Annotated in this window: 22 protein-coding genes; 18 read left to right on the forward strand and 4 right to left on the reverse strand. The window is 72.3% G+C overall.

All coding sequences use genetic code 11. From position 1 onward, the window contains the following. Positions 1-21 precede the first annotated feature (21 nt). Positions 22-960, forward strand: a complete 939-nt coding sequence (opcA, locus tag ACFWRO_RS13265; RefSeq protein WP_384508744.1) for a glucose-6-phosphate dehydrogenase assembly protein OpcA — start codon at positions 22-24, stop codon at positions 958-960. Here the strand turns inward: opcA and ACFWRO_RS13270 are convergent. Next, positions 930-2,117, reverse strand: a complete 1,188-nt coding sequence (locus ACFWRO_RS13270; RefSeq protein ID WP_384508747.1) for a 4-hydroxybenzoate 3-monooxygenase — start codon at positions 2,115-2,117, stop codon at positions 930-932. The genes opcA and ACFWRO_RS13270 overlap by 31 nt on opposite strands. A gap of 130 nt (positions 2,118-2,247) precedes the next feature. On the opposite strand from ACFWRO_RS13270, the gene ACFWRO_RS13275 reads away from it, so the two are divergent. Continuing rightward, positions 2,248-3,954, forward strand: a complete 1,707-nt coding sequence (locus ACFWRO_RS13275; RefSeq protein ID WP_384508750.1) for an IclR family transcriptional regulator C-terminal domain-containing protein — start codon at positions 2,248-2,250, stop codon at positions 3,952-3,954. Between the two features lie 33 nt (positions 3,955-3,987). Here ACFWRO_RS13275 and ACFWRO_RS13280 read toward each other — a convergent pair whose 3' ends face one another. Together ACFWRO_RS13280 and ACFWRO_RS13285 are read right to left on the reverse strand one after the other, a co-directional pair. Next, the gene (locus ACFWRO_RS13280; RefSeq protein WP_384508753.1) at positions 3,988-4,329 is read right to left on the reverse strand and encodes a hypothetical protein; all 342 of its coding nucleotides are present in this window, start codon (positions 4,327-4,329) and stop codon (positions 3,988-3,990) included. A 38-nt stretch (positions 4,330-4,367) separates the two neighbouring features. Beyond that, positions 4,368-4,826 (reverse strand): MarR family winged helix-turn-helix transcriptional regulator, encoded by a 459-nt coding sequence (locus tag ACFWRO_RS13285; protein WP_384508756.1) that lies wholly within the window; start codon positions 4,824-4,826, stop codon positions 4,368-4,370. 153 nt (positions 4,827-4,979) lie between these two features. Between ACFWRO_RS13285 and ACFWRO_RS13290 the strand changes: the two genes are divergently transcribed. The 13 genes from ACFWRO_RS13290 to ACFWRO_RS13350 all read left to right on the forward strand — a co-directional run bounded on the left by ACFWRO_RS13290 (position 4,980) and on the right by ACFWRO_RS13350 (position 15,669). Next, a complete protein-coding gene (locus ACFWRO_RS13290; RefSeq protein ID WP_384508759.1) occupies positions 4,980-5,732 on the forward strand; it encodes a CoA transferase subunit A in 753 nt (250 codons plus the stop codon). Next, positions 5,729-6,451: a CoA transferase subunit B gene (locus ACFWRO_RS13295; protein WP_384508762.1), complete on the forward strand. Its 723-nt coding sequence runs from the start codon at positions 5,729-5,731 to the stop codon at positions 6,449-6,451. The genes ACFWRO_RS13290 and ACFWRO_RS13295 overlap by 4 nt, the downstream gene beginning before the upstream one ends. Before the next feature lie 20 nt (positions 6,452-6,471). Further along, entirely contained in the window at positions 6,472-7,242 is a 771-nt protein-coding gene (pcaH, locus tag ACFWRO_RS13300) for a protocatechuate 3,4-dioxygenase subunit beta (protein WP_384508765.1), read from the forward strand. Positions 7,243-7,247: 5 nt separating this feature from the next. Further along, a complete protein-coding gene (gene pcaG, locus ACFWRO_RS13305) occupies positions 7,248-7,814 on the forward strand; it encodes a protocatechuate 3,4-dioxygenase subunit alpha (protein WP_384508768.1) in 567 nt (188 codons plus the stop codon). 26 nt (positions 7,815-7,840) lie between these two features. Further along, positions 7,841-9,199, forward strand: coding sequence for a 3-carboxy-cis,cis-muconate cycloisomerase (pcaB, locus tag ACFWRO_RS13310; protein ID WP_384509187.1), 1,359 nt, complete (start codon positions 7,841-7,843; stop codon positions 9,197-9,199). Then, positions 9,196-10,341 (forward strand): 3-oxoadipate enol-lactonase, encoded by a 1,146-nt coding sequence (gene pcaD, locus ACFWRO_RS13315; RefSeq protein ID WP_384508771.1) that lies wholly within the window; start codon positions 9,196-9,198, stop codon positions 10,339-10,341. Before pcaB ends, pcaD begins: the two co-directional genes overlap by 4 nt. Before the next feature lie 32 nt (positions 10,342-10,373). Continuing rightward, positions 10,374-10,835, forward strand: a complete 462-nt coding sequence (gene aroQ / locus ACFWRO_RS13320; protein WP_384508774.1) for a type II 3-dehydroquinate dehydratase — start codon at positions 10,374-10,376, stop codon at positions 10,833-10,835. 103 nt (positions 10,836-10,938) lie between these two features. Beyond that, the gene (locus ACFWRO_RS13325) at positions 10,939-11,679 is read left to right on the forward strand and encodes an amino acid ABC transporter ATP-binding protein (protein ID WP_384508777.1); all 741 of its coding nucleotides are present in this window, start codon (positions 10,939-10,941) and stop codon (positions 11,677-11,679) included. A gap of 111 nt (positions 11,680-11,790) precedes the next feature. Continuing rightward, positions 11,791-12,633, forward strand: a complete 843-nt coding sequence (locus ACFWRO_RS13330) for a glutamate ABC transporter substrate-binding protein (RefSeq protein WP_384508780.1) — start codon at positions 11,791-11,793, stop codon at positions 12,631-12,633. A 10-nt stretch (positions 12,634-12,643) separates the two neighbouring features. Beyond that, entirely contained in the window at positions 12,644-13,309 is a 666-nt protein-coding gene (locus tag ACFWRO_RS13335) for an amino acid ABC transporter permease (RefSeq protein WP_384508783.1), read from the forward strand. Continuing rightward, positions 13,306-14,220, forward strand: a complete 915-nt coding sequence (locus ACFWRO_RS13340; protein ID WP_384508785.1) for an amino acid ABC transporter permease — start codon at positions 13,306-13,308, stop codon at positions 14,218-14,220. Before ACFWRO_RS13335 ends, ACFWRO_RS13340 begins: the two co-directional genes overlap by 4 nt. A 121-nt stretch (positions 14,221-14,341) precedes the next feature. Continuing rightward, a complete protein-coding gene (nadE, locus tag ACFWRO_RS13345; RefSeq protein WP_384508788.1) occupies positions 14,342-15,172 on the forward strand; it encodes an ammonia-dependent NAD(+) synthetase in 831 nt (276 codons plus the stop codon). A 113-nt stretch (positions 15,173-15,285) separates the two neighbouring features. Then, entirely contained in the window at positions 15,286-15,669 is a 384-nt protein-coding gene (locus ACFWRO_RS13350) for a VOC family protein (protein ID WP_384508791.1), read from the forward strand. Here ACFWRO_RS13350 and ACFWRO_RS13355 read toward each other — a convergent pair. Then, complete coding sequence (locus ACFWRO_RS13355) at positions 15,659-16,123, reverse strand: hypothetical protein (protein WP_384508794.1); 465 nt, start codon at positions 16,121-16,123, stop codon at positions 15,659-15,661. The genes ACFWRO_RS13350 and ACFWRO_RS13355 overlap by 11 nt on opposite strands. 128 nt (positions 16,124-16,251) lie before the next feature. Between ACFWRO_RS13355 and ACFWRO_RS13360 the strand changes: the two genes are divergently transcribed. From ACFWRO_RS13360 to ACFWRO_RS13370, 3 genes are read left to right on the forward strand one after another with little or no spacing between them, the layout of a single operon-like run. Then, positions 16,252-16,932, forward strand: a complete 681-nt coding sequence (locus ACFWRO_RS13360) for an ABC transporter permease (protein ID WP_384508797.1) — start codon at positions 16,252-16,254, stop codon at positions 16,930-16,932. After that, positions 16,929-17,603 (forward strand): ABC transporter permease, encoded by a 675-nt coding sequence (locus ACFWRO_RS13365; RefSeq protein ID WP_384508800.1) that lies wholly within the window; start codon positions 16,929-16,931, stop codon positions 17,601-17,603. The genes ACFWRO_RS13360 and ACFWRO_RS13365 overlap by 4 nt, the downstream gene beginning before the upstream one ends. Then, positions 17,600-18,553 carry an ABC transporter substrate-binding protein gene (locus ACFWRO_RS13370; protein ID WP_384508803.1) on the forward strand — a complete coding sequence of 318 codons (954 nt, stop codon included), beginning with the start codon at positions 17,600-17,602 and terminating at the stop codon, positions 18,551-18,553. Before ACFWRO_RS13365 ends, ACFWRO_RS13370 begins: the two co-directional genes overlap by 4 nt. Position 18,554 lies beyond the last annotated feature (1 nt).

Below are 18,554 nucleotides of genomic sequence, written 5' to 3' on the forward strand. Positions count from 1 at the left end.
CGGAGGGAACGGGCGCGGGCCATGAAGATCGATCTCACGGACACCACATCCAGCAAGATCAACAAGGCGATCATCGAAGGCCGCAGGGCCGTCGGCACCCCCGCCGTCGGCATGGTGCTCACCCTTGTCATCGTCACCGACGAGGAGAACGCCTACGACTCGCTGAAGGCCGCCACCGACGCCTCCCGGGAGCACCCGTCCCGCACGCTCGTCGTCATCAAGCGCCACGACCGCTCGCCCCGGCGGCGCCACGAGGCCCGCCTCGACGCGGAGGTCCGCGTGGGCAGCGACGCCGGGTCGGGGGAGACCGTCCTGCTCCGGATGCACGGCGAACTCGGCGCCCGGGCCGACTCCGTGGTCCTCCCGCTGCTGCTCCCCGACGCCCCCGTCGTCGTCTGGTGGCCGGTCGACGCGCCCGAGGTGCCGTCCACGGACCCGCTCGGCTCGCTCGCCCAGCGCCGGATCACAGACGCGTACGCCGTCGAGGACCCGCTCGCCGCGCTCGACGTCCGCGCCGCCTCCTACGCCCCCGGTGACACCGACCTCGCCTGGACCCGGCTCACCCCGTGGCGCTCGATGCTCGCCGCCGCCCTCGACCAGGCCCGGGCGACGATCGTCTCGGCCGCCGTGGAGAGCGAGCCGGACAACCCGAGCGCCGAACTCCTGGCCCGCTGGTTCGAGGACCGGCTACGCGTCCCGGTCGAGCGGGTCGCCACGGACGGACCCGTGGTCACCGCCGTACGCCTCGGCACCCCTGACGGCGAGATCCGCATCGACCGGCCCGAGGGCCCGGTCGGACGGCTGTCCATCCCCGGCCAGCCGAGCCGGGTCCTCGCCCTGAAGGTCCGTACGACCGCCGAGCTGATCGCCGAGGAGCTGCGCAGGCTCGACCCCGACGAGGTCTACGCCTCCGCGCTGCGGAGGGCGGCCTACGGCCTGTCGATGGGCAACCCCACGTAGTTCTGGGCCAGTTCGGCCGCCGCGTGCCGCGAACTCGCGATCCGGTCCAGCTGGGAGAGCTGGAGCCGGGTGTCGAAGCCGGACTGCTCGGGGTCGGTGTGCAGCGTCGTCGTCATGAAGTACGAGAAGTGCTCGGCGCGCCAGACCCGGCGCAGGCACGTGTCGGAGTACGCGTCGAGCAGCTCCGTCGAGCCCGTGGCCGCCCGCCGCGCGAAGGCCCGCGCCAGGACGATCACGTCGGCGGCGGCGAGGTTGAGCCCCTTCGCGCCGGTCGGCGGCACGATGTGCGCCGCGTCCCCGGCGAGGAAGAGCCGGCCGTACCGCATCGGCTCCGTCACCGAACTCCGCATCGGCAGCACCGACTTCTGCGTGATCGGGCCGCGCTTCAGCCGCCACCCGGGCGCGTCCGCGAGCGCGAAGCGCGCGTCGAGCTCGTCCCAGATCCGCTCGTCGGACCAGTCCGCCGGGTCGGTGCCGTTCTCCACCTGGAGGTAGAGCCGGCTCACGGCCGGGGAGCGCATGCTTGCCAGCGCGAAGCCCCGCTCGGAGTGGGCGTAGATCAACTCCTCGTACACCGGCGGCGCTTCGGCGAGGATGCCGAGCCAGGAGTACGGGTACGTCCGCTCGTACGTCGTCCGCTCACGCTCCGGGACCGCCGTCCGCGCGACCCCGTGGAAGCCGTCGCAGCCGACCACGTAGTCACAGGTCAGGGTCTGCTCGCGGCCCTCGTGCACGTACCGGATCACCGGGCGGTCCGTGTCCACACCCTCGACCGCGCGCACCTCCGCCCCGAACAACAGCGGGCCGCCGTCGGCGAGTTGAAGAGCGATCAGATCCTTCACCACCTCGGTCTGGGCGTAGACCCAGACCCGGCGGCCGTCGGTGAGCACGGGGAAGTCGACCCGGTGGGCCCGGCCGCCGAAGCGCAGCTCGATGCCGTCGTGGGGGATCCCCTCGGCGTCGAGGCGGGCACCGGCACCCGCGGCGCGGAGCGCGTCGACCGTCGCCTGCTCCAGGATCCCGGCGCGCTGCCGCCGCTCGACGTAGGCGCGGTCGCGGGACTCCAGGACCACGCTGTCGATACCCGCGCGGTGCAGCAGGCGCGCGAGCAGCAGCCCGGCGGGGCCGCCGCCGACGATGCCGACGGTGGTGTGCATCTGGCCTCCATGTTCGTATAGTGAAGAAAACTTCACCTCAGAGTGGGGTGAGTGTGCGCCCGCCGTGCCGGGCTGTCAACGGCGGGATCGGTCGGCAAGACCCGTCGGTTCGATCCGTCAGGGAGAGTCCATGCCACCGATCGAGAACGCGCCGCCCGAGGCCGTCGCGCCCCTGACACGCGGGCTCATGCTGCTGCGCCGGCTCACCGACGCCGACGGGGTCCTCAGCCTGAGCGAGCTGGAGCGCACCACCGGCCTGGCCCGGTCCACGGTCGACCGGATCACGGGCACGCTCGCCCGCATGGGATACGTACGTCTCGACGGCCGTGACGTCTTCCTCGCCCCGCGCCTGATGGAGCTGGGCAACGCCTATCTGGGCGCTCTCGGGATTCCAGGGGTTCTCGGCGGGCCCGCGGACGCGCTCGCGGACGAGCTGGACGAGTCGGTCTCGCTCGCGGTCGCCGACGGCGACGGCATCCGCTTCGTCCATCAGGCGACCCGGCGGCGCGCGATGTCCCTCAGCTTCCGGATCGGCGATCCGCTGCCGGCCGAACGGACCGCTCCGGGGGCGCTGTTCGCCGCCGACTGGACGGCGGCGGAGTGGGAGCACTGGCGGGCGCGCCGGGCCGCCGACCCCCACGACACCGGGTTCCCCGCCGCGCCCGCCGACACGGGGCCGCACCATGACGGGCCGCACCACGAGGGGCCGGACGAGGCGGAGTTCGCCGCGCGCGTGGCCCGGGCCGCCGAGCGCGGCTGGGCCCTGGACGACCAGTTCATCGAACCCGGCCTGGTCGCCCTCGCCCTTCCCGTACGGGACGCCGACGGCGCCGTCGCCTGTGTCGCCAGCGTGGTCAGCCACACCAGCCGGCACAGCGCCGACTCCCTCCGCGAGGCGCTCCTGCCGCGCCTGCGCGCCGCGACGACCGCGTGGGAGGAGCTGCTGGCGCGTGAGGCGCGTGAGACCCGCGAGCGGCGCCGGACGCCCGAAGCGCCACCCACACACCCCGCCGTCGGCCTCGCCGACTGGACCCACGCCTCGAAACAGGAGCTCGGCCGGGGGTTCGTCGAGTCGCTCGCCCGCGGACTGACCGTGCTCACCGCGTTCGGGGAGGGCCGGGCCGCGCTGCCCCTGAGCGCCGTCGCCGAGGCCACCGGGCTCGCGCGCGCCACCGCGCGGCGGGCGCTGATCACCCTGGAGCACCTCGGGTACGTCACCGTCGAGGGGCGGCTCTTCCGGCTCACCCCCCGGGTGCTCGCGCTCGGCTTCCCGTGCCTCTCCCGGCTGCCGCTCCCGCAGATCGCCGCGCCGCACCTGGCCGAACTCTCCCGGCGCGTCCACGACTCCGCGTCCCTCGCGGTCCTCGCCGGCCACGACGTCCGCTACACCGCCCGGGTCGCCACCCGCCGGATCATGAGCGTCCACATCACCGTCGGCACCCGGTTCCCCGCGCACGCCACCTCGCTCGGCCGCGTCATGCTCGCCGACCTTCCGCCGGAGAGCCGCGCCGCCTGGCTCGCGGACATCGAGCCGCGCGCCCTCACCCCGCACACCGTCACGTCGGGCCCGGAACTCGCCGCCGTACTGGAACGGGTACGCGAGCAGGGGTACGCCCTCGTCGACGAGGAACTGGAACAGGGGCTCCGCTCGATCGCCGCGCCCGTGCGCGACCGTACGGGGGCCGTCGTGGCCGCCGTCAACGTGGCCATGCACAGCAGCCGCCGTACCGTCGAGGAGTGCGTCGGCGAGGTCCTGCCCGAGCTGCGCGCGGCGGTCGCCCGCATCGAGGACGACCTGCGCACGGCGGGGCGCTTCGCCCGTGTACCGGAGGTCTGAGCGCCGCCGAGGACCGACGAGGACCGGCTGTGATCAGGAGGACGTCATCAGCGTCCTCACACGCGACGCGAGCAGGGGCATCAAGCTCTCTCGCCATGTGTCGAGCGAGACCATGCCGCTGGACATGCCGCCGTGTGCGAACGACTTCCGGTACACGGACGACGCCGGGTCACCGGCGAGGTCGACCCCCACGAGCTCGCTGAACGTCACCCGCAGGAGTTCGACCGCTTCACCGAGCGAAGCCGGTACGTCCGTACCGGACAGCTCGTCGCGAAGGGCCCGCCAGACATGGGGGTCGCCACGCAGCCCCCACCTCTCCGGCTCCGGATCGAAGAAGGAGGCCATCGTCACCGCTGTCGCGTCATCGCGTGCCATGCCAGAAGTCTCGCAGAGAGCTGCCCCCGACCGGCCGCTCAGGACGCGACCGGCTCCGCCGGGTCCCGCAGGCGCTCCGCCGCGTCCGACACGCGCAGCAGCAGGCTCATGAACTGAGCCTGTTCCCCGGCGGAGAGCGGGGCGAGGAACACCTGGTTCATCCGTGCCGTCCGTACCGTCAGCCTGCGGTGCGTCCGTTCGCCGTCCTCGGTCAGCCGCAGGAGGAAGCGGCGGCCGTCCTCAGGATCCCGCACCTTGTCGAGCAGCCCCCGGCGGGTGAGCCGACTGACGACTTCGGCGATGGTCGAGCGGTCGAGGCCCACCCGCTCGCCCACGGTCCGCTGGTCGAGTCCGGGCTCGGCGGTCAGCGCGTTGAGCACGCCGAACTGCGGGGAGGTGATCTCCTCCGAGACCATCGTCGTCCACAGCAGGTGGTGCGCCTGCTGGAGCCGTCGGGCCAGGTGCCCGGGATGGGTGGTCAGATCCACCGCGGTCATCGTCGGCCTCCCGTGTCCGTCTCCGGTACGAATTCGTCGGTGTACGGAACGATACGCGCACACGCCGACCGCCCCGGCCCATCCCGGCGCGCTCTTGACGCCCACCGGAGCCTCACCAGATACTCAGTGCACTGACTAAATGGGAGGCTCGCAATGGACAAGGTGGTCGCCGGCGCCGCCGAGGCGGTGGCCGACGTCGGGGAAGGGGTGTCGCTCGCCGTGGGCGGCTTCGGTCTCAGCGGTGTGCCGAACGTCCTGATCGACGCGATCCACCGGCGTGGCGTCGGCGGCCTGCGGGTCGTGTCGAACAACTGCGGCGCCCTGGACACCGGCCTCGCCGTCCTGCTCGCCGCCGGGCGGATCGCGCGCGTCACCGGCTCGTACATCGGCGCCAACAAGGAGTTCGCCCGGCAGTACCTGGCCGGCGAGCTGGAGGTCGAACTGATCCCGCAGGGGACGCTCGCCGAGCGGCTGCGGGCCGGGGGCTGTGGCATCCCCGCCTTCTACACCCCGGCCGGCGTCGGCACCCAGGTCGCCGACGGCGGACTGCCCTGGCGCTACGACGGCGACGGCGGCGTCGCCCTCGCCTCGCCTCCCAAGGAGGTACGGGAGTTCGACGGCCGCGCGTACGTCCTGGAGCACGGCATCCGTACCGACTTCGCCCTCGTCCGCGCCGCGCGCGGCGACCGCCACGGGAACCTGGTCTTCAACAAGGCGGCCCGGAACTTCAACCCCCTCGCGGCGATGGCCGGGAAGGTCGCGATCGCCGAGGTCGAGGAGCTGGTGGAACCCGGCGACATCGATCCCGACGCCGTCCACCTCCCCGGCGTCTTCGTCCAGCGGGTCGTGGCTCTGACACCCGAACAGGCCGCGCACAAGGGGATAGAGAAGAGGACCACGCGATGAGGCCGGTGACGGGCTGGACCCGCGAGCAGATGGCCGCCCGCGCCGCGCGCGAGCTGACGGACGGTCAGTACGTCAACCTGGGCATCGGACTTCCGACGCTGATCCCCAACCACCTCCCCGAAGGGGTCGAGGTGGTCCTCGAATCCGAGAACGGCATCCTCGGTACAGGACCGTTCCCCACCGAGGACGAGGTCGACCCCGACCTCATCAACGCGAGCAAGGAGACGGTCACCGTCCTGCCCGGCGCCTCCTTCTTCGACTCCGCGCTCTCCTTCGGGATGATCCGCGGCGGCCACATCGACGTCGCCGTCCTCGGCGCCATGCAGGTCTCCGCCCGCGGCGACCTCGCCAACTGGGCCGTACCGGGCAAGCTCGTCACCGGCATCGGCGGCGCCATGGACCTCGTCCACGGCGCCAGGACCGTCATCGTCGTCATGACCCACACCGCCAAGGACGGCACCCCGAAGATCGTCGAGGAGTGCACCCTGCCGCTGACCGGCCGGGGCTGCGTCGACCGCATCGTCACCGACCTCGCCGTCCTCGACGTCACCGACGACGGCCTCGTGCTCACCGAGACCGCCCCCGGCGTCGACCCCGCCGACGTCCTCGCCAGGACCGCCGCGCCGGTCCGCCTCGCCCCCGGGCTCAGCGTTCCAGGGCTCAGCGCCCCCGGGCTCAGCGCTCCTGAGGTCCGCCCGCTCGACGCCCCCGCCCACTGACCCACGTCCCCGGAGCCCCCATGGCCCTCACCCAGTCGGACATCGACACCGAGATCAGCCGGCACCAGGCCGCGTACGACAAGGAGCTGGCCGCCGGGGCGGCGCCGCGCAGCCACCCGGCCCGCGACTACGCCCCGTACCGCAGCTCACTGCTCCGCCACCCCCACCAGCCGCTCGTCGCCGTGAACGGCGGAGACCCGGAGACGGTGGAACTCGCCGGACCCGTCTTCGGCCCCACCGACATCACCGAGATCGACAACGACCTCACCCGGCAGCACGCGGGCGAGCCCCTCGGCGAGCGCATCACCGTCTCCGGACGCCTCCTCGACCGGGCGGGCCGCCCGGTGCGCGGCCAGCTCATCGAGCTGTGGCAGGCCAACGCCTCCGGCCGGTACGCCCATCTGCGCGACCAGCACCCGGCGCCGCTCGACCCGAACTTCACCGGCGTCGGCCGCACCCTCACCGACGACGACGGCCGCTACACCTTCACCACCGTCAAGCCCGGCGCCTATCCGTGGCGCAACCACACCAACGCCTGGCGCCCGGCCCACATCCACTTCTCCGTCTTCGGCACGGCCTTCACCCAACGGCTCGTGACGCAGATGTACTTCCCTGGCGACCCGCTCTTCGCCCACGACCCGATCCTCCGCTCGGTCACCGACCCTGCGGCCCGCGAACGGCTCGTCGCCCGCTACGAACACGCCCTGTCCCGACCCGAGTTCTCCCTCGGCTACGCCTGGGACATCGTCCTCGACGGACCCTCCGCCACCTGGATCGAGGAAGGACGCTGACCGCCATGACGCCGCTCCCGACCCCCTCCCACACCGTCGGCCCGTTCTACGGCTACGCCCTGCCCTTCCCCGACGGCGACCGGATCGCCCCCGAGGGCCACCCGGACCGGATCGTCCTGCACGGCCACGTGTACGACGGCGAGGGCGCGCCGGTCCCCGACGCGCTCCTCGACTTCTGGCAGGCCGCCCCCGACGGCTCCCTCACGGGCGCGCCCGGATCGCTCCGACGCGACCCCGTCACCGGCGGCCATCTCGGGCGCAGCCCAACCGACTTCACCGGCTTCGGGCGCGTCCCTACCGACGCCGACGGCCACTACGCGCTCGCCACGCTGCCCCCGGGCAACGTGGGCCTGCCGTACATCAGCGTCTGCGTCTTCGCGCGCGGGCTGCTCCACCACCTCTTCACCCGGGCGTATCTGGGGGACGGCGCCGACCCGCTGCTCGACGCGCTGCCCGCCGCGCGCAGGGCCACGCTGCTGGCCAGGGCCGACGAGCGGGCGGCGCCCCGGACGTACCGCTTCGACATACGGCTCCAGGGCGAGGGCGAGACGGTCTTCCTGGAGTTCACATGACCTCCGACCCCATGGACCCCGACCGCATGACCTCCGACCCCATGGCCCCCGGAACAGCCACCGACGTGGGCCTCCTCGCCCCGGGGCGCGCGGGCTCCCCGGCCGAGGCCGCGACCGGCGACACGGCCTTCCTGCGGGCGCTGCTCGACGCGGAGGCGGCCCTCACGCGCGCCCAGGCAGCCGTCGGACAGGCACCGGCCGAAGCCGCCGACGCCGTCACGGCCGCGGCGGACCCGGCCCGCTTCGACGCGCGGGACATCGCCCTGCGCGCCCGGGCCGGGGGCAACCCCGTCATCCCGCTCGTCGCCGACCTGACGGCCGCCGTGCCGGGGGAGTGGCGCGCGTACGTCCACCGGGGCGCGACGAGCCAGGACATCCTGGACACCGCGGCGATGCTGGTCGCGCGGCGCACGCTCGACCTGATCCTCGGCGACCTCGACCGTACCGAGCGCGCCCTTGCCGCCCTCGCCTCCGCGCATCGGGACACGGTCATGCCCGGCCGCACCCTCACCCAGCACGCCGTGCCCACCACCTTCGGCCTCAAGGCGGCCGGCTGGCGCGCGCTCGCGCTCGACGCGCGCGACCGGATCCGTACGGTACGGGACTCCCTGCCCGCCCAACTCGGCGGCGCCGCCGGGACCTTGGCCGCCTTCGACGCGTACGGCGACGGCGTGGAGGGGGGCGCCGAACGGCTCGTGGCCGCCTACGCGCGGGAGACCGGCCTTGCCGCGCCCGTACTGCCCTGGCACACCCTGCGCACGCCGATCGCCGACCTCGCCGGTGCCCTCGCCCTCACGGCCGGGGCGCTCGGCAAGACCGCCGCCGACGTCCTCACCCTCTCCCGCACCGAGATCGGCGAGGTCACCGAAGGGGCGGGCGGCGGCTCCTCCGCCATGCCGCACAAGGCGAACCCCGTGCGCGCCACGCTCGTCGCCGCGGCCGCCCGCCGCGCCCCGCACCTCGCCGCCACGCTGTACGGCTCCCTGGTCGCCGAGGACGAGCGGCCCGCCGGCGCCTGGCACACCGAGTGGGAGCCGCTGCGCGAGCTGCTCCGGCTCGTCGGCGGCGCGGCCCGGGACGCCGCCGAACTGGCCGAGGGGCTCCAGGTCCATGCCGACGTGATGCGCCACCACCTCGGCCTGACCGGCGGGTTGATCGTCTCCGAGCGGCTGTCCGCCGCCCTCGCCCCGCTCGTCGGCCGCGCCCGCGCGAAGGAACTCCTCACCGAACTCGCCCGGCGCGCCCGCGCGGAGGCGCGACCTCTGGGTGAACTGCTCGCCGACGTACCCGAGTTGAAGGGAGTCGAACTCCGCGAGCTGACCGATCCCACCCGCTACACCGGCTCCGCCGGAGCCCTCACCGACCGTGCCCTGGAGCGACCGTGACCACCGCCACCACCCCGCCCCCGTACGCAGGGCTGCACCACCGCGCCGAAGGACCGGCCACCGCGCCCGTCCTGATCCTCGGCCCCTCGCTCGGCACCTCCACCGCCCTCTGGGACGCGGTCGCGCCCGAACTGTCGGCCACGCACCGGGTCGTCCGCTGGGACCTGCCCGGCCACTGCGGCTCCCCGGCCTCCCTCATCGGCCCCGGAGCGACCGTCGCCGACCTGGCCCGGCTCGTCCTCGACCTCGCCGACGCGCTCGGCGCCGACCGCTTCTCCTACGCGGGCGTCTCGCTCGGCGGCGCCATCGGTCTGCACCTCGCCGCCCACCACCCCGACCGCGTGGAACGGCTCGCCGTCGTCTGCTCCTCCGCCCACTTCGGCGGCTCCGCGCCCTGGCGTGAGCGCGCGGCGACCGTGCGCCGCGAAGGGCTCGACGCGCTGGCGGCGGGCGCCGACGCCCGCTGGTTCACCCCCGGCTTCACCGTGCCGGAGCTCGTGGCCGACCACCGCCGGGCCGACCCCGAGGCGTACGCCGCCTGCTGCGACGCCCTCGCCGCCTTCGACCTGCGGGACCGCCTCGCGGCGATCACCGCGCCCACGCTCGTCCTCGCCGGACGCGAGGACCCGGCGACCCCGCCCGCACACGCCCGGGAGATCGCGGACGCGATCCCCGGCGCGGCGCTCACCGAGATCCCCGGCGCCTCCCACCTCGCACCGGCCGAACGCCCCGAGGCCGTACTCGCCGCGCTCCGCGGCCACCTCATGGACGGCGCCGCGGGGAAGCGGGGCATGGAGGTCCGCCGCGAGGTCCTCGGCGACGCCCACGTCGACCGCGCGCAGGCCGGTCAGACGGCCTTCACGGCACCCTTCCAGGACTTCATCTCCCGCTACGCCTGGGGCGAGATCTGGACCGACCCCACCCTGTCCCGGCGCGAGCGGAGCATGATCACCCTCACCGCGCTCGTGGCCCACGGCCACCTGGACGAGCTGGCCATACACGTCCGGGCGGCCCGCCGCAACGGCCTCACGCCCGAGGAGATCGGGGCCGTCCTCCTCCAGACCGCGGTCTATTGCGGCGTACCCGCGGCCAACGCGGCCTTCGCCGTGGCGCAACGCGTCCTCTCGGATCCGGTGTACTGAGCCCACCAGTTCGTACAAGAGGAGCCACGCCCATGGGAACCCCCGCCCGCGCCGCCACCCCCGTACTCGTCCTCAACGGGCCCAATCTCAACCTCCTGGGTCTGCGCGAGCCCGCGATCTACGGCACGGACACGCTCGACACGATCGAGCGGCTCTGCCACGACACCGGCGAGGGGCTCGGCCTCCGCGTCGACTTCCGGCAGTCCAACCACGAGGGCGTGCTCATCGACGCCGTCCAGGAAGCCCGTACCGCCCACCGGGGCATCGTGATCAACCCCGCCGGCTACAGCCACACCTCCGTCGCGCTGCGCGACGCCCTCGCCGCCGTCGGACTGCCCGTCGTCGAGGTGCACCTGTCGAACATCCACAAGCGCGAGGAGTTCCGGCACCACAGTTACGTCTCCGGTGTCGCCGACGCGGTGATCTGCGGAGCGGGCGCCCACGGCTACGCCCTCGCCCTGACCCACCTCGCCCGGCTGACCACCACGGAATGACCCTTCCGGCGCCCGCGCGCCGGGCGTCCGGCGTGCGGGGGATCCGCCGAGGGCGGAGCATGAACGTGAGGAGGGTGCCGCGGGGCGGCGACAGGAGGCTGCCATGTCCGACGCGCTCGTCGTGCTGAAGAACGTCGACAAGCACTTCGGCGCGCTCCACGTGCTCCAGTCCATCGACCTGACCGTCGGCCGGGGCGAGGTCGTCGTCGTGATCGGCCCGTCCGGCGGCGGCAAGTCGACCCTCTGCCGTGCCATCAACCGGCTGGAGACCATCGACTCCGGCGAGATCGTCATCGACGGCAAGCCGCTGCCCGCCGAGGGCCGCGAGCTTGCCGCGCTCCGCGCCGACGTCGGCATGGTGTTCCAGTCCTTCAACCTCTTCGCGCACAAGACCGTGCTCGAGAACGTCACCCTCGGCCAGGTCAAGGTCCGCAAGAAGGACAAGAAGACCGCCGAGCAGCGGGCCCGGCAGCTGCTCGAACGTGTCGGGGTGGCGACCCAGGCCGACAAGTACCCCGCCCAGCTCTCCGGCGGCCAGCAGCAGCGCGTCGCGATCGCCCGGGCGCTGGCCATGGACCCGAAGGTGATGCTCTTCGACGAGCCGACCTCCGCGCTCGACCCCGAGATGATCAACGAGGTCCTGGAGGTCATGCAGCAGCTCGCCCGCGACGGAATGACCATGGTCGTCGTGACCCACGAGATGGGATTCGCCCGCTCCGCCGCCAACCGCGTGGTCTTCATGGCGGACGGCCGGATCGTGGAGGAGACGACCCCCGAGCAGTTCTTCAGCAATCCCAGCAGCGACCGCGCCAAGGACTTCCTCTCGAAGATCCTGCACCACTGACCTGACTGCACCACTGACCTGACCGCACCACCGACCGGACGGCCCACTGACCTGACAGCACCACCGACCGCGGCGGCCCCACGACCGCCCAGCAGCCCCAGGGGTGACCCCATGAACCCTCGCAAGCTCACCAAGGCCGGCGTCGCCGCGGCCGCCGCGCTCGCCCTCTCCTTCTCCCTGGCCGCCTGCGGCGACGACGGGGGCAGCGGCTCCGGAAGCGGCGACGAGAAGATCACCGTCGGCATCAAGTTCGACCAGCCCGGCGTGGGCCTGAAGACGCCGGACGGCACGTACACGGGCTTCGACGTCGACGTGGCGACCTACGTCGCCAAGCAGCTGGGCCACGATCCCGGCGACATCGAGTGGAAGGAGGCCAAGAGCGCCGACCGGGAGACGCTGCTGCAGCGCGGTGACGTCGACTTCATCGCGGCCTCGTACTCGATCAACGACGAGCGGGCGCAGAAGGTCGACTTCGCCGGACCGTACCTCCTGGCCCACCAGGACGTGCTGATCCGCGCGGACGACAACTCGATCAACAAGCCCGAGGACCTCAACAACAAGAAGCTCTGCTCGGTCACCGGTTCCACCTCCGCGCAGAACGTCAAGACCAAGATCGCGCCGGATGCCCAACTCCAGGAGTACGGCGGGTACTCCGAGTGCCTGACCGGCCTGGAGAACGGCGTCATCGACGCCCTGACCACCGACGACGCGATCCTCGCCGGCTACGCCTCGCAGCCCGAGTTCGAGGGCAAGTTCAAGCTCGCCGGCTTCGACATGAGCAACGAGAACTACGGCATCGGCGTGCAGAAGGGCAGCGAACTGAAGGAACAGATCAACGACGCCCTGGACCAGATGGTCGCCGACGGATCCTGGGACGCGGCCGTGAAGAAGAACTTCGGCCCGGCCGAGTACCAGAACGAACCCGCACCGGAGATCGGCGTCGTCGTGAAGTGAGTGGGCCGCCGTGTTCGACTTCCTCGAAGGCTACGACCTGCTGGGAGCGTTCTGGGTGACGGTGCAGCTCACCGTCTACTCCGCGATCGGCTCCCTGATCTGGGGGACGCTGCTGGCCGCCATGCGCGTCAGCCCCGTCCCCCTGATGCGGGGCTTCGGCACCGTCTACGTCAACATCGTCCGCAACATCCCGCTGACCGTCATCATCGTCTTCACCTCGCTCGGCCTGTTCCAGACCCTCGGCGTCGACATGGGCGCCAAGGACTTCACCACGATCAACTTCCGGCTCGCCGTCCTCGGACTGATCGCCTACACCTCGGCCTTCGTCTGTGAGGCGCTGCGCTCGGGCATCAACACCGTCCCCCTCGGCCAGGTCGAGGCCGCCCGCGCGATCGGGCTCAACTTCCCGCAGGTCCTGCGCCTCATCGTGCTCCCGCAGGCGTTCCGCTCCGTGGTGGGACCGCTGGCCAACGTCCTGATCGCCCTCACCAAGAACACCACCGTGGCCGCCGCCATCGGCGTCGCCGAGGCGGCCCTCCTCATGCGGGAGATGATCGAGAACGAGGCCCAGCTGATCCTCATCTCGGCGATCTTCGCCGTCGGCTTCATCTGCCTCACGCTCCCCACCGGGCTCTTCCTCGGCTGGCTGAGCAAGAAGGTGGCGGTGAAGCGATGAAGGAGCGGCCCACCGTCCTCTACGACGTCCCGGGACCGCGCGCGAAGCGCCGGAACGTGCTCTACACGCTGCTGTTCCTGATCGCCGTCGCCGCGGTGATCTGGTGGGTCCTCGTGAGCCTCGCCGACAAGGACCAGCTGGAGGCGAACAAGTGGGAGCCCTTCTTCACCGACTCGCGGGTCTGGACCACGTACCTCCTCCCGGCCCTGGAGAACACCCTGATCGCCGCCGCGCTCTCCATGGTCATCGCCCTGCCCCTCGGCGCGCTCCTCGGCATCGGCCGGCTCTCCGACCACCGCTGGATCCGGGGCGCCGCCGGGACGGTCGTGGAGTTCTTCCGCGCGATCCCCGTCCTCATCCTGATGCTCTTCGCGAACGCCGCGTACTCCGAGTTCACCGACGTCAGCCCGGAGAACCGGCCGCTGTACGCGGTCGTCACCGGGCTCGTCCTCTACAACGCCTCGGTCCTCGCCGAGGTGGTCAGGGCCGGGATCCTCTCCCTTCCCAGCGGCCAGACCGACGCCGCGAAGGCGATCGGCATGCGCAAGGGCCAGACCATGGCGTACGTCCTGCTGCCCCAGTCGGTCACCGCGATGCTCCCGGCGCTCGTCAGCCAGCTCGTCGTGATCGTCAAGGACACCGCGCTCGGCGGCGCGATGCTCGGCTTCTCCGAGCTCCTCGCCTCCGTGCGCCCGATGAGCGCGAACTACGGGGCCAACACCATCGCGAGCTTCACCGTCGTCGCCGTCATCTTCGTCATCCTCAACTTCGCCCTCACCACCTTCGCGAGCTGGCTGGAGCGCCGGCTGCGGCGGGCCAGGAAGTCGACGGGCGCCGTGGTCGGTGTCGACGCGGTGGAGGAGCTGAACCGCCCGGGCGAGCACCTGGGGCCGACGAGCCCGGGGAAGTGAGGCCCTGGTCGGAGGTGTCGCGCGGCCGCCGCGTTTCGGTGTCGGGGGACCGGCCGCATAGAGTCGACCTGGCCTTTCGACCGGCCTTTCCGTACCGCCGACCATCCCCGAGGAGCTTGACGTGACCGACGCGGCGTCCACCGCCCTGCAGCAGCAGATCGCCGAGGAACTCGAGGTGTCCCCGACCTTCGACCCGCTGGTCGAGATCGAACGCCGGGTGGCCTTCCTCACCGAGCGCCTCACCTCCACGGGGCTGCGCAGCCTGGTCCTCGGGATCAGCGGCGGCGTGGACTCCACCACCGCGGGCCGGCTCTGCCAGCTCGCCGTGGAGCGGGCCAGGGCGGCCGGCCACGACGCCACCTTCTATGCCATGCGACTGCCGTACGGTGTGCAGGCCGACGAGAAGGACGCCCAGCTCGCCCTGGGCTTCATCGCCGCCGACCGGGTCCTGACCGTGGACGTCAAGGCGTCGAGCGACGCCGCCCTGGAGGCCTCCCTGACCGGCGGGGTGACCTTCCGGGACGCCCACCACCAGGACTTCGTCCAGGGCAACATCAAGGCCCGGCAGCGCATGATCGCGCAGTACGCGGTCGCGGGCGCCCACGACGGCCTGGTCGTCGGCACCGACCACGCGGCGGAGGCGGTCTCCGGCTTCTTCACCAAGTACGGCGACGGCGCCGCCGACGTCGTCCCGCTGACCGGCCTGACCAAGCGCCGCGTGCGGGCCTGTGCCGATGCCCTCGGCGCCCCCGCGGAGCTGGTCTGGAAGACGCCGACGGCCGACCTGGAGACCCTCGACCCGGGCAAGCCCGACGAGGACGCGCTGGGTGTCACGTACGACGACATCGACGACTTCCTGGAGGGCAAGCCGGTCGGGGAGGCCGCGTACGCCTCGATCGTGCGCCGCTACGAGCTGACCGACCACAAGCGCCGGCTGCCGATCGCTCCCTGAGGGTGACGGGCGGCGACCATCCGGACGCGAGAGTGCGTGCCGGGCGTCCGGATGGTGGTCGAGTGGGTGTGCCCTCGGAAATCCCGAACGGCACACGCGAAGGAGACAACGGCATGTTCGGACAGTCGAAGGCGTTCAGCGGCTTCTCGGTCGACGATCTCGACCGGGCCCGTCAGTTCTACGGCGACACCCTCGGCCTCCAGGTGGAGGACACCGGGGACGCGGACATGCGGATGCTGACGATCAAGCTGGGGAGCGGCGCGAGCGTCTTCGTGTACCCCAAGGACAACCACACGCCCGCGTCCTTCACGATCCTGAACTTCCCCGTGGACGACATCGACGCGGCCGTCGACGAGCTGGCGAAGCGGGGTGTCTCCTTCGAGCGCTACGCCGAGTTCGAGCACGACGCCAAGGGCATCGTGAAGGCCCCGGGCGGCCCGGCGATCGCCTGGTTCACCGACCCGGCGGGCAACGTGCTGGCCGTCCTCAAGGAGTAGGACCCGCAGGTCGGAGCGCGGTGGCGACGGCCCGTACCAGCCAGGCGTTGACCGAGAGACCCTCCTGTCCTGCGACCTCCTCCGCCCGGGCCTTCAGCCGGCCCGGAAGCCTGAAGTTGACGCGCGCGGTGGCCGCCTCGTCCCCGTCGGCCGGCAGCGGAGCCGGTACGGGTACGGGGGCCGGTGCCGGCTTCCGTACGTCGGAAGGGGCGAAGGGCGGGGTCACGACGAACTCCGGGTCGTTCCCCCGCAGCCGTACGTCGACCGAGCCGGGCGCCAGCTCGCTGGTGACCTCGTCCATTGCGGCGGAAAGGGCGTTGAGCAGGGTGAGCCGGGCTGCCGACTCCAGAGGCGCGGCGAGCCGCTCGGCGAGCGCACCGGCCTCCTCGCCACCGGTAGCCGCCGCGATCGCGAGCTCGTGGCGGAGGTTCTCGACGTACGGCATCAGGTCCATGGCGCCATAGTGGCATCATTATGGCGCCATGGCAAGAGATCTGTGGCGCCATGGTGCCTACTGCGGGAGCAGGCCCGAACGGCCCGGCCCGGCGTGCGCCGCGTGGGGCCGCGGCCTGGAATGGGGGGATGACCGGGCCTCCCGACGACTGCCTCGCGCGCAACGAGTGGATCTGCGGCGACTATCTGTCCTCCCGGAGCGAGATCCTCGGCGACGCCACCCTCCAGCACCTCCAGCTGACCGCCGTCTCGGTCGCCCTCGGGCTGCTCCTCGCCGTCCCGCTCGCCGTCGCCGCCCGCCGCTGGCGCTGGGCCGCGGGACCGGTCCTCGGGATCACCACGATCCTCTACACGATCCCGTCCCTCGCGATGTTCTCGCTGCTCCTGCCCGTCTACGGACTAAGCGCCTCCATCGTGATCGCGGGGCTCGTGCTGTACTCGCTCACCCTGCTCGTACGGAACATCCTGGCCGGTCTCCGCGCCGTCCCCGAGGACACCCGGCAGGCCGCGCGCGGCCTCGGCTACGGCCCCGTCCGGATGCTGCTCACCGTCGAGCTGCCGCTCGCGCTGCCCGCCGCGATGGCCGGTCTGCGCATCGCCACCGTCTCCGCCGTCTCCCTCGTCACCATCGGTGCGATCGTCGGCTACGGCGGTCTCGGCAACCTCATCTACTCCGGCATGAACACCTACTTCAAGGCACAGGTCCTCACCGCCTCCGTCCTCTGCGTGATCATCGCGATCGCCGCCGACCTGCTCCTGCTCGGCCTGCAGCGGCTGCTCACCCCCTGGACCCGGAGGCAGGCCGCTTGAACACCCTCTCCGCCACCTGGGACTGGCTCACCACATCCACCAACTGGTCCGGCGACAACGGCGTCTGGACCCGGCTCGCCCAGCACCTCTACCTGACCGTCGTCTGCCTGGTGCTGAGCTGCGCCATCGCACTCCCGGTCGCGCTCGTCCTCGGCCACCTCGGCAAGGGCGGCGCGCTCGCCGTCAACCTCTCCAACGTCGGCCGCGCCGTGCCCACCTTCGCCGTCCTCGTCCTGCTGCTGCTCAGCCCCATCGGCACGTACGGGGACTGGCCGACGATCATCGCCCTCGTGCTCTTCGCGATCCCGCCGCTGCTCACCAACGCGTACGTCGGGATGCGCGGCGTCGACGCCGATGTCGTACGGGCCGCGCGGGGCATGGGGATGACCGGCCGGCAGATGCTCCTCGGGGTGGAACTGCCGCTCGCGCTGCCGCTGATCCTCACCGGCGTCCGGATCGCCGCCGTGCAGCTCGTGGCCACGGCGACCGTCGCGGCGCTCGCCGGCGGCGGCGGACTCGGCCGGATCATCACCGCCGGGTTCAACCTCGCCTCCACCCCGCAGGTCGTCGCGGGCGCCGTGCTCGTCGCCCTCCTCGCCCTCGTCGTCGAGGGCGTCTTCGAGGGGGCCCAGCGGCTCGCCCCGGCCTGGGCGCGGGGGACCGCGGGATGAGGGCGTGGCGAGCGGCGGCGACGGGCGCCCTTGCACTGCTCGTCCTCGCAGGCTGCGCCACGGGCCCCTCCCTGGAGAACCAGGGCGAGGTCACCGCCCCGCCCGGCGACAGCCGGCATCTCACCATCGGCTCGGCCGGCTTCACCGAGAGCGACCTGCTGGCCCAGATGTACGCGCTGCTCCTCGAAGAGGCCGGCTACAGCACCAAGATCCTCTCGGTCACCAACCGCGAGATCTACGAACCCGCCCTGGAGAACGGTCAGATCGACGTCGTACCGGAGTACGCGGCCACCTTCGCCGACTGGCTGAACGCCAAGGCCAACGGGCCGGAGGCGCCGACCGTCGGCTCGCCCGACCTGGCCACCACGATGACCGCGCTGCGCGGGCTCGCCACACCCCGGGGGCTCACCGTCCTCGACCCGGGCCGGGCCGTCGACCAGAACGCCTTCGCCGTCACGAGCGCGTACGCCACCGAGCACGGGCTCAAGACCCTGAGCGACCTGGGCGCGGCGAACCTGCCCGTACGGCTCGCGGCGGGCGACGAGTGCGTCCAGCGGCCGTACTGCGCGCCGGGGCTGCGCGAGACGTACGGGATCGACATCACCGGCGTCGACCCGAAGGGCGTCGGCACCACACCGGCCAAGCAGGCGGTGCAGAGCGGGCAGGACCAGATGGTCCTGACGACGAGCACCGACGGCACCCTCGACGAGTTCGGCCTGGTGCTGCTCGCCGACGACAAGAACCTCCAGAACGCCGACTACATCGTCCCGGTCGTCAACCGCTCGCGCGCCGGGAGCGAAGGCGTGACGAAGGCCCTCGGCCGCCTCAACACGGTCCTGACCACGGCGGACCTGGCCGCCATGAACGAGCAGGTGGACAGCTGGCGCCGGCTCCCCGAGGGCGTCGCGCGGAGCTACCTCCAGGAGAAGAAGCTGATCCCGGCCGGATAGG

This window comes from Streptomyces sp. NPDC058579 (assembly GCF_042718575.1).
GTDB lineage: Bacteria > Actinomycetota > Actinomycetes > Streptomycetales > Streptomycetaceae > Streptomyces.

What these genes read in the sequence shown, in the direction of transcription:
- ACFWRO_RS13285 (WP_384508756.1), bottom strand. Translation starts at nt 4,826, where the DNA reads ATGACCGCGGTGGATCTGACCACCCATCCCGGGCACCTGGCCCGACGG.
- pcaH (WP_384508765.1), top strand. Translation starts at nt 6,472, where the DNA reads ATGGCCCTCACCCAGTCGGACATCGACACCGAGATCAGCCGGCACCAG.
- ACFWRO_RS13340 (WP_384508785.1), top strand. Translation starts at nt 13,306, where the DNA reads ATGAAGGAGCGGCCCACCGTCCTCTACGACGTCCCGGGACCGCGCGCG.
- ACFWRO_RS13290 (WP_384508759.1), top strand. Translation starts at nt 4,980, where the DNA reads ATGGACAAGGTGGTCGCCGGCGCCGCCGAGGCGGTGGCCGACGTCGGG.
- pcaB (WP_384509187.1), top strand. Translation starts at nt 7,841, where the DNA reads ATGACCTCCGACCCCATGGCCCCCGGAACAGCCACCGACGTGGGCCTC.
- aroQ (WP_384508774.1), top strand. Translation starts at nt 10,374, where the DNA reads ATGGGAACCCCCGCCCGCGCCGCCACCCCCGTACTCGTCCTCAACGGG.
- ACFWRO_RS13280 (WP_384508753.1), bottom strand. Translation starts at nt 4,329, where the DNA reads ATGGCACGCGATGACGCGACAGCGGTGACGATGGCCTCCTTCTTCGAT.
- ACFWRO_RS13355 (WP_384508794.1), bottom strand. Translation starts at nt 16,123, where the DNA reads ATGGACCTGATGCCGTACGTCGAGAACCTCCGCCACGAGCTCGCGATC.
- ACFWRO_RS13350 (WP_384508791.1), top strand. Translation starts at nt 15,286, where the DNA reads ATGTTCGGACAGTCGAAGGCGTTCAGCGGCTTCTCGGTCGACGATCTC.
- ACFWRO_RS13360 (WP_384508797.1), top strand. Translation starts at nt 16,252, where the DNA reads ATGACCGGGCCTCCCGACGACTGCCTCGCGCGCAACGAGTGGATCTGC.
- ACFWRO_RS13275 (WP_384508750.1), top strand. Translation starts at nt 2,248, where the DNA reads ATGCCACCGATCGAGAACGCGCCGCCCGAGGCCGTCGCGCCCCTGACA.
- pcaG (WP_384508768.1), top strand. Translation starts at nt 7,248, where the DNA reads ATGACGCCGCTCCCGACCCCCTCCCACACCGTCGGCCCGTTCTACGGC.
- ACFWRO_RS13330 (WP_384508780.1), top strand. Translation starts at nt 11,791, where the DNA reads ATGAACCCTCGCAAGCTCACCAAGGCCGGCGTCGCCGCGGCCGCCGCG.
- ACFWRO_RS13325 (WP_384508777.1), top strand. Translation starts at nt 10,939, where the DNA reads ATGTCCGACGCGCTCGTCGTGCTGAAGAACGTCGACAAGCACTTCGGC.
- opcA (WP_384508744.1), top strand. Translation starts at nt 22, where the DNA reads ATGAAGATCGATCTCACGGACACCACATCCAGCAAGATCAACAAGGCG.
- ACFWRO_RS13270 (WP_384508747.1), bottom strand. Translation starts at nt 2,117, where the DNA reads ATGCACACCACCGTCGGCATCGTCGGCGGCGGCCCCGCCGGGCTGCTG.
- ACFWRO_RS13370 (WP_384508803.1), top strand. Translation starts at nt 17,600, where the DNA reads ATGAGGGCGTGGCGAGCGGCGGCGACGGGCGCCCTTGCACTGCTCGTC.
- ACFWRO_RS13295 (WP_384508762.1), top strand. Translation starts at nt 5,729, where the DNA reads ATGAGGCCGGTGACGGGCTGGACCCGCGAGCAGATGGCCGCCCGCGCC.